The organism is Virgibacillus halodenitrificans JCM 12304 (assembly GCF_001310895.1).
GTDB classification, from domain to species: Bacteria; Bacillota; Bacilli; order Bacillales; family Amphibacillaceae; genus Virgibacillus_Q; species Virgibacillus_Q halodenitrificans.
Genome location: NZ_BAZS01000064.1, coordinates 1 through 6,744 on the forward strand (window position 1 = coordinate 1; position 6,744 = coordinate 6,744).

Below are 6,744 nucleotides of genomic sequence, written 5' to 3' on the forward strand. Positions count from 1 at the left end.
CAGCCGCATCCGAAATGAGAGAGCCGCGCCAAATATGAGAGACAGCCGCACTCAAATGAGAGAGCCGCCCCAAATATGAGAGGCAGCCACACCCAAATGAGAAAACCGCATCAAATAACTCACCTCCACCCAATCCCTCCCCAAAAAGGTTGTAAAAAAAATCAAACTTATCAGAATTCATCCGCCGTGATACGATGAGATCAATAAATTAAATGTGGGGGTCACTTATGAAAACGCATACAGTTATGAATGAGGCCGCGGGAGAGAAAAAGGTGAAGCTAGATTGGTGGAAAGGATACCAAATGGTGGTTGGTTGGCATTATCATTGCTTGCAGCTCTTTTATTTTGGACCATTCTTTCATTAATTCCTTCGACTTCCCGCAGCTTCCCAAATATATTTTTGGTTACCGAATCCATTGGGACCATGATGCAGCGGGGTGTATTTTGGAAGGATATTACTAGTAGTTTGATATCGGTTACTTCCGGTTTCTCCATTGGTTTTATTTTATCTCTGCCTGTTGCAATTGTGATGGCATGGTATAAACCGGTTCGTTTTATCATTGAGCCATGGATCCAATTTATCCGGAATATCCCACCTTTGGCGTATGTGCCACTAGTAGTTATTTCAGCAGGTGTTGGTCGTACACCACAAATTATTGTTATTACGATTGCTACATTTTTAATTATGTCAATAACCATTTACCAGGGGATTAAAAATATTGATCCAACCCTGATTAAAGCAGCAAAAGTGTTAGGAGCCAGAGACAGGGATATTTTCATGAAGGTAGTTGCACCAGCATCACTGCCATTTATCATTACAGCTATTCGGTTAGGTACTGCAGTAGGGCTCACTTCTTTGATTGCTGCTGAATCAACCGGTGCCCAAGCGGGTCTTGGTATGCGAATCCGTGCATTAAGCAATACATTCGAGTCCTCTCCAATGTTACTCTACATCATTATCATTGGGATTATCGGACTTATTTTTGAAAGGTTAGTTAAATTGCTTGAGAGGAGGTTAACCGGATGGCAGGAGAAACGAGACGTGTAAAAGTGAAGATTGACCAGGTGAAAAAGGTGTTTGATTCCCGAAATGGGGAGGTTGTTGCATTAAATGGCGTGGATCTTGATATCCATGAAAATGAATTTGTAACCGTTGTCGGGCCCTCCGGCTGTGGTAAATCAACACTTTTAAATATTATTGCCGGATTGGAAAAGCCAACGAGTGGAGTCGTTCGTTGTGACGGGAAGGAGATCACCGGAACTGGCACCGAAAGAGGGGTCGTGTTTCAGCAATATGCGTTATTCCCTTGGCTGACTGTGAAGGGTAACGTACAATTCGGATTGAATCTGCAAGGAATTAAGGGGAAAAAAGCGGATGAAATAGCAAACAAATATATTAAGCTAGTTGATTTACAGGATTTTGTTAATCATTATCCAAAAGAGCTTTCAGGGGGAATGAAGCAACGAGTGGCCATTGCCAGAGCCTATGCGGCGAACCCGAGTGTACTCTTAATGGATGAACCATTTGGTGCCTTGGATGCGCAAACGCGTACCCAACTCCAGGAGGAATTGCTACATACTTGGGATAGTGAACAGAAGACATGCTTTTTTATTACCCATGATGTGGAAGAGGCAATTTTACTAGGCCAAAAAGTCGTCATCATGAGTGCTAGACCTGGAAGAATCAAAGAAGTTGTTGATGTGAAAATATCGTACCCTCGAAATCAGGAAACAAGGATGACACAGGAATTCCTTGATGTGAAAAACTACGTATGGGGTCAGGTTTATCAAGAATATTTGGCAGTAAGGAAATAATCATATAGATAGGGGAGAAGGAAATGAAAAAAATTTACATCTTTTTAGTGGTAGCAATTCTTGCAGTCTTGTTAATTGGTTGTGGGTCAGACTCCGAGTCAGATTCGGCACAAGGAAAATCAGATGGAAAAAAGACAGAAACATTTAAAGTAGGATATATGCCAAACTATGCAAGCATGAACTCTGTTGTAGCCGGTATAGAAACAGGTAGCTTTGAGGAGCAAGGGCTGGAAGTGGAGCTTGTTGAATTTGCAGATGGTCCAACGATCATTGCCGCATTGGAATCCGGTAGTATTGATGCAGGTTATATTGGACCAGGCGCCCATGTTTTACCAATCCAAGGGCAAGCAAAAATCTTCGCATTCTCTCATTTAGGAAATGCGGATGAAGTAATTGGAAATACCGAAAAAGGTGTAAAAACCATTGAGGATTTAAAAGGTAAAGAGATTGGTGTTGCTACAGGTACATCAAGTGAAACTATTCTTGATTTGACTCTTCAAGAGGCAGGGATTTCTAAAGATGATGTAACGCTTGTTGATATGGATGCTTCAGCTATTGTAACTGCAATGGTGTCAGGTGGCGTAGATGCTGTTGCTACATGGTCTCCAAATACGAACACGATTAAGGAAGAAATGGGTGACAAGGCAGAAATGCTTACAAATAATGCGAGATATGCAGAGCAATTCCCATCTATTGCATCTTGGGTAGTTTCTCCTTCTTATGCAGAGGAAAACAAAAAAACAATTGAGAAATTCACAAAGGGATTATATGCAGGTATGGAGTATCATATTGACAATCCGGAAGAGGTTGCAAAATGGGTAGCGAAACAAAGTGCCGTTGAGGAGGATGCTGTCCTTGCCCAAACAGGTGACGGAGACTGGAAGAAACCAGAGGAAATTCTGACAATGCTTGAAGACGGAACCATCGAACAGTACTATCAAACACAACAGGAAAACTTTATAGAATCTGGCCGTCTTACAGAGGAAGATAAAGTGGATGTGAGTGAATATCTCATGTTGGAAAATATGAAAAAAGCTGCTGAATAATACGCAATATTAAAAGAATGGGTTAAAATGAATATATTCCAACCATACAGGCCTGTTTCTAAGAAATGGGTCTGTATGAATTGATAACAGGTGATTACCATGCTCATTATACTCATGCTTTTTCTAATTCTCATTTCCATTCTTGTATTACTTGTCAAAAGAAATAAGGAAACTTTTTATATTTTTGGTATGTGTTCCAGCCTAGCTGTATTATTGATAGGAATTATGCTTTACATTGCGAAAAGGGTGGGATATCCGAGAAGCTGCAGGATTTCTATTTCTTCAATCCAGTCATAAAATCCTATGCACAGTATTTCTATATAACCCTTGATACACTAGGCTATATGGTTGCTATTGGACGTTACATATTCCCACTTTTTTTACTATTACTTGCCATGCATTACTCGGAGCAGGCGTTTATAAAGAGGAATAAATGGGTGGTTAAGCTGGCGTTTCTTCCGCCACTCTTCTCTTTAGTATTGTATCACCCGGATATTTTCCATATGTATACAAGTCCTACGGGTGGCTATAACGAGCTGGTAAGTGACTTTTCATTAATCTGGGTACTTATCTACGTTATTCTGGCATTTCTTTTATTAATTGTGGAAGCGGTTTCCATCCAAATCAGGATCTTCCAAAGCAGGTTTATGGTTATCATTTTATTTATCTTTTCCATTACCTTTCTCTATCTGCTTTATTTTGGACAAAATCCGATCCAAATCTATCAATTTTATTATTGGGGAAATGGAATCTACTATATGGATGCGGTTCTTTCTGTTCCAGCTTACCTTACACTTGTAATTATTAATATTGCACTAGCAGTAGTCGGATTTGCTGGATTGCTGAAATATACAAAGGAAATGTTTGATACAGACAAAGAGGAAATAAAAATTCAGCGGAATTATAAAGCGGCCAGCGCAGGAGCAACCGTCTTTGTTCATAGTATAAAAAATCAACTTCTTGCTAATAGGGTAATTTTTAAAAGAATGAATGCGGAGCTGGACCGAAGCATAGATCCAGCAACTATAAAAAATTATACAGATCAGCTGGAGGAACGAAATAATATGATGCTCGAGCGAGTGGAGGAGCTGTATCAATCCGTAAAAGCACAAACGGTCCATCTCGTGCCAGTAACCATTGCGGAGGTCGTCTCTCATTCCATGGATAAGTTTCACAATAAATACCCTGAAAAAAAAGTGCAACTAACGCTTACAGATGAAGCGGAAATCCTTGCTGATGCACCACTTCTCAGTGAAGCAATCTACAACCTGCTTACAAATGCCCAAGAGGCAGTTGAGCATAAAAATCTGAACGATAGCCCAGGGATTTTTCTCAGAAGTTATAATACGAGGCAATATACGGTTATTGAAATACGGGATGTCGGTACTGGAATTAAGAAAACAGATACCAAAAAAATTATGGAACCATTCTATTCCACAAAAAACTCTAACTTCAATTGGGGGATGGGCCTTCATTACGTGCATACCATTGTCAAAGAGCATTTAGGGATCCTGCGCTTTGAAAGTAAAGAAGGAGAAGGAACGACATTCTTTCTGTTCCTGCCGAAATTTAAGTAAATGGAAGTGTTGCATGTGAAAGAAAAGATAAAAGTGATCATTGCAGAGGATTTTGCCCTATTAAGAGAAGACCTTGTCGAGACAATTTCCACACAGAACGATATGGCAGTTATGGGAGCTGCTGGCAATGGAGCGGAAATATTAAAGCTTGCCGACAGCGTGGAGCATGACATTATTTTAATGGATGTTGAAATGGAAAGCGTCTATGCAGGGATCCGGGCAGCTGAAGCCATCCGAGACAAAAATAAAGAGGAGAAAATTATTTACCTTACCGCACATGAAACGAAGGAAATGATCCTCACCGCAATGGGAACGGGGGCCGTCGATTATATCGTTAAAGGAGCTCCGGAAGAAAAAATAGTTAGTCGGATCCGCGACGCTTATGAAGGAAAAACCGTGCTGGAGGGCAGGGTCAAGGAACTGGTTTTACAAGAATATAAACGGCTACAGGAATCCGAAAAAAGTCTGCTCTTTTTTGTAAATAATTTATCCAACTTAACGAAAACAGAACGAGAGCTGATACGTCTTCTGCTAGATAATAATAAGGTTAAGAAAATCGCAGAAATAAGAGGCGTTGAGATGGCAACAATTAAATCTCAAATTAATACGTTACTTAAAAAATTAGGTGCTTCACGAACGAAAGAAATAACCAAAACAATAAAAAATCTAAATCTGACACATCTATTTGAATGAGAAAAGGAGAATGATTTATGCCAAACGAACAGCCAAATATTATTTTTATGATGAGTGATGACCATGCTTCCCATGCCATGAGTTGTTATGGAAGTGCGATTAATGAAACACCGAATTTGGATAGAATAGCAAATGAAGGGATGCGCTTTGACAACTGTTTTTGTACAAATTCCATTTGTGCCCCAAGTCGTGCTGCAATTCTTACCGGACAGTATAATCACAAAAATGGGGTAAAAACACTTGGTGATCAATTTGACAGCAGACAAACAACTGTCCAGCGACTGTTAAAGGAAAATGGCTACCAGACAGCATTAATTGGAAAATGGCATCTTGGCCATGGCGGTCACCATGATCCAGCTGACTTTGATTATTGGAATGTCTTGCCTGGCCAAGGAGATTATCATGACCCTACCATGATTGAAATGGGAGAAGAAAAGGTGGCCAAGGGATATGTGACAGATGTGATAACAGATCTCTCCCTTGATTGGATGAAGAATAGGGATAAAGAAAAACCGTTTATGCTCATGTATCATCATAAAGCACCACATCGCCCGTGGGAACCGGATGAGAAGCATAAACATATGTATGAAGACATTGATATTCCTGAGCCATACAGCTTCCATGATGACTATGAGGGTAAAGCGGAGGCAGCAAAGGAAGCTACTATGCGCATTGACCGTGATTTAATGAAACGTGATGTAAAAGCAGATCCGCCGGAAGGACTTTCAGATAAAGAATTGAAAAGCTGGTATTATCAAAGATATATAAAGGATTACCTGCGCTGTGTTGCTTCTATCGATGATAATGTTGGCAGAGTGTTGGACTTTTTGGAGGATGAAGGACTCGCAGAAAATACAATTGTGATTTACACCTCTGATCAGGGATTTTTCCTAGGGGATCACGGCTGGTATGATAAACGCTTCATGTATGAAGAGTCGCTCCGCATGCCATTCATCATTCGTTACCCTAAAGCAATTCGCCCAGGCTCTACGACAAAGGACTTTGCGCTAAATGTAGACTTTGCAGAGACGTTTCTCGATTATGCAGGAGTTCCTGTTCCTGATTTTATGCAGGGGAGAAGCCTTAGACCGGTATTAGAGGAAGATACGCCAGCTGATTGGCAGACTTCCATGTACTATCGTTACTGGGAACACTTAAGTAAGGAGCATAAAGTAGGTGCACATTACGGTATCCGCACACATGATTATAAATTAATCTATTATTATGGTGAAGCACTCGGAGCTGCGGACGCGGTAGATGAATACAGAGAGCCGGAGTGGGAATTATATGATCTGAAAAAAGATCCATATGAGATGGCAAACGTTTATCATGATAAATCATACGAAGAAGTGGTAAAAGAGTTGAAGCAAGAGCTATATCGATTGAAGGAAGAAGTGCAGGATACGGAATAACAGATGGTAGAAGAAATGAGACCTGGAGGTAATTTCCTCCAGGCTCTTCGTTTTTGTAAGTTATGCTAGGCTTTTGAGCTCTTAATGTCTATCATTTGTGCCATGACGGACATAGGGGCACGATTTTGCGGTCATAATGTCTATTTTGCGATCTTAATGTCTATCATCCAGGCTATGACGGACATTGGGGGTCGATATAGC

General features: G+C 40.5%; 6 protein-coding genes. All 6 read left to right on the top strand.

What is annotated here, in order from left to right; all coding sequences use genetic code 11:
• Positions 1–286: 286 nt before the first annotated feature.
• The 6 genes from JCM12304_RS18610 (at position 287) to JCM12304_RS18635 (ending at position 6,543) form a co-directional block, all read left to right on the top strand.
• A complete protein-coding gene (locus tag JCM12304_RS18610) occupies positions 287–1,048 on the top strand; it encodes an ABC transporter permease (RefSeq protein ID WP_256200869.1) in 762 nt (253 codons plus the stop codon).
• Positions 1,024–1,815: an ABC transporter ATP-binding protein gene (locus JCM12304_RS18615; RefSeq protein WP_060681975.1), complete on the top strand. Its 792-nt coding sequence runs from the start codon at positions 1,024–1,026 to the stop codon at positions 1,813–1,815. The genes JCM12304_RS18610 and JCM12304_RS18615 overlap by 25 nt, the downstream gene beginning before the upstream one ends.
• 23 nt (positions 1,816–1,838) lie before the next feature.
• Positions 1,839–2,861 (top strand): ABC transporter substrate-binding protein, encoded by a 1,023-nt coding sequence (locus tag JCM12304_RS18620; RefSeq protein WP_082388082.1) that lies wholly within the window; start codon positions 1,839–1,841, stop codon positions 2,859–2,861.
• A gap of 191 nt (positions 2,862–3,052) precedes the next feature.
• On the top strand, positions 3,053–4,438 hold the full coding sequence (locus JCM12304_RS18625; RefSeq protein WP_082388083.1) for an ATP-binding protein: 1,386 nt from the start codon (positions 3,053–3,055) through the stop codon (positions 4,436–4,438).
• 15 nt (positions 4,439–4,453) lie between these two features.
• Positions 4,454–5,131, top strand: coding sequence for a response regulator (locus JCM12304_RS18630; protein ID WP_060681977.1), 678 nt, complete (start codon positions 4,454–4,456; stop codon positions 5,129–5,131).
• A 17-nt stretch (positions 5,132–5,148) separates the two neighbouring features.
• The gene (locus JCM12304_RS18635; protein ID WP_060681978.1) at positions 5,149–6,543 is read left to right on the top strand and encodes a sulfatase family protein; all 1,395 of its coding nucleotides are present in this window, start codon (positions 5,149–5,151) and stop codon (positions 6,541–6,543) included.
• Positions 6,544–6,744: the final 201 nt, after the last annotated feature.